Annotated in this window: 2 protein-coding genes and 2 pseudogenes; 2 read left to right on the top strand and 2 right to left on the bottom strand. The window is 53.4% G+C overall.

The features are described from left to right. Positions 1-218 (top strand): annotated as a pseudogene (locus tag TRICHSKD4_RS31605) (IS21 family transposase); the annotation flags it as partial. Next, on the top strand, positions 208-999 hold the full coding sequence (gene istB, locus TRICHSKD4_RS05620) for an IS21-like element helper ATPase IstB (RefSeq protein WP_009466498.1): 792 nt from the start codon (positions 208-210) through the stop codon (positions 997-999). The pseudogene TRICHSKD4_RS31605 and the gene istB, both read left to right, overlap by 11 nt. Positions 1,000-1,074: 75 nt before the next feature. On the opposite strand, the pseudogene TRICHSKD4_RS05625 reads toward istB, so the two are convergent. Continuing rightward, a pseudogene (locus TRICHSKD4_RS05625) lies at positions 1,075-1,320 on the bottom strand (transposase); the annotation flags it as partial. A gap of 134 nt (positions 1,321-1,454) precedes the next feature. Next, on the bottom strand, positions 1,455-1,990 hold a 536-nt coding region (locus TRICHSKD4_RS05630), incomplete at its 5' end, for a hypothetical protein (RefSeq protein WP_040616403.1).

Genomic DNA, 1,990 nt, shown 5'->3' on the forward strand with positions numbered 1-1,990 from the left:
ACGAAGAGGACGTGTTACGCGCCGTGGACAAGGCGCTGGAAGCGGGTGTGCCAACCAAGACGCATATCCTGAACCTTCTACACCGGTTGATCGACCGTAAGCCGACGGAACATCCAGAAGTCGACCCACGGACGCTTGGCATGCAAACCACGCCCGAGGCAAATCTAAATCGTTACGATGGCGTGAGACAGGCTGGGGAGAAGCGCCATGCGTCATGACCCAGCCGGAGCCTCTATCGTCATCATGCTGCGCAGCCTCAAGCTCTATGGCATGGCAAATGCCGTCGAAGACCTGGTCGCCCAAGGTGCCCCAGCCTTTGAAGCCGCGACCCCGATGTTATCACAGCTGCTCAAGGCTGAAATGGCGGAACGAGAGGTTCGATCCATCGCTTACCACACAAAGGTCGCCCGCTTCCCTGCATACAAAGACCTCACCGGCTTTGATTTTGCGTCCAGTGAAATTAACGAAGCGAAAGTCCGGCAGTTACACCGGTGTGAGTTCATCGAAAACACCGAGAATGTCGTTCTGATCGGTGGGCCCGGCACGGGCAAAAGCCACACCGCCACAGCAATCGGCGTTCAGGCGATCGAACACCACAGGCGCAAGGTTCGGTTCTTCTCAACAGTGGAGCTGGTCAATGCACTGGAGCAAGAAAAAGCGATTGGCAAGGCTGGGAAAATCGCTGATATGCTGACCAAAGTCGACTTGGTCATCCTGGATGAGCTCGGTTACCTGCCGTTCAGTTCATCAGGTGGGGCGCTGCTCTTTCACCTGCTCAGCAAGCTCTACGAGCGCACAAGCGTCATCATCATAACCAACCTTAGCTTCTCAGAATGGGCGCAGGTCTTCACAGATGCAAAGATGACCACCGCTCTCTTAGACCGCCTCACGCACCGCTGCCACATCTTGGAAACAGGCAACGACAGCTACCGCTTCAAAGCCAGTTCCAAGGATACAAAGAAAACTAGAAAGGAGACCCCAACATTGACCGCGTCATAGACCACGACGCATAACTAAAGGTGGGTCAATTCTCGGTGAAAATACCGGGTCAGTTCTCAGTGAAAATCAACACGCTAGATCTTTGAGTGCGGCATTGTCGAGCATCGCCTCCGCCAACATCCGCTTCAGCCGGGCATTCTCGTCTTCCAGAGACCGCAGCTTCTTCGCGTCGGACACGTTCATGCCGCCAAATTTGGCTTTGTACTTGTAGAACGTTGCGTCGCTGATGCCATATTTCCGGCAAAGGTCGGAAGCCTTTACCCCGGCCTCGTACTCCTTGATCATCCCGATGATCTGTTCGTCGCTGAATCTGCGTTTCATGGTCCATCCTTTCCTCAGATGAATCACTAACACCAAGATGGCTGGAATTCAGGGGGCTGGGTCACCTGGCTGATCTCTGCTTCACGGCAGATCTCTGACCTTGCCCCGTGATCCCGGACCAGGTCATGAAGCGCTCAGTCTATTACTATCGGCTCAACATCAGCGATGCGCCGGAAGTAAGCGCCGTCTTGATATGTAACTTTCCAGCCAGCTGCTTCGCGATCTGTGAAGACGCGTTCAGGTATAACTAAAAGCCCGCCACCATTGGCAACCAAGCCAGGCGCAGCCACGAGTGCAAATGGTGGTGGTGGCGTGAGAATTCTTTCATAAGTTTCGATTCGGGAGTGTTCAACGATACGGCGATAATCGCTGTAAGGAATCGAAGCTACGCCACGGCGCCGCGGCTCACCATCAGCGACGACGACAAAACCGGTCATGTAGCGCGAAGCAAGATAGACCTCTTGGCCTGGTTCTACTGAAATGGATTTGAGCGCTTCAGAGCCAATAACGTCCCATTTGTGAGCTATCCATGGAAGTGTAATTGTTGACATGACCAAGACAGCGAATGTCGCTAAGGTAGGCACACAGGAAAGATAGTTACTATTTTGAGTGTCAGCATGCTTGGCCTCATCGCCTAGTTCAGTTCGAGTCTTGAAATTAGAAGCAACCA

The sequence above is a fragment of the Roseibium sp. TrichSKD4 genome (genome assembly GCF_000148725.1).
Taxonomy (GTDB): domain Bacteria; phylum Pseudomonadota; class Alphaproteobacteria; order Rhizobiales; family Stappiaceae; genus Roseibium.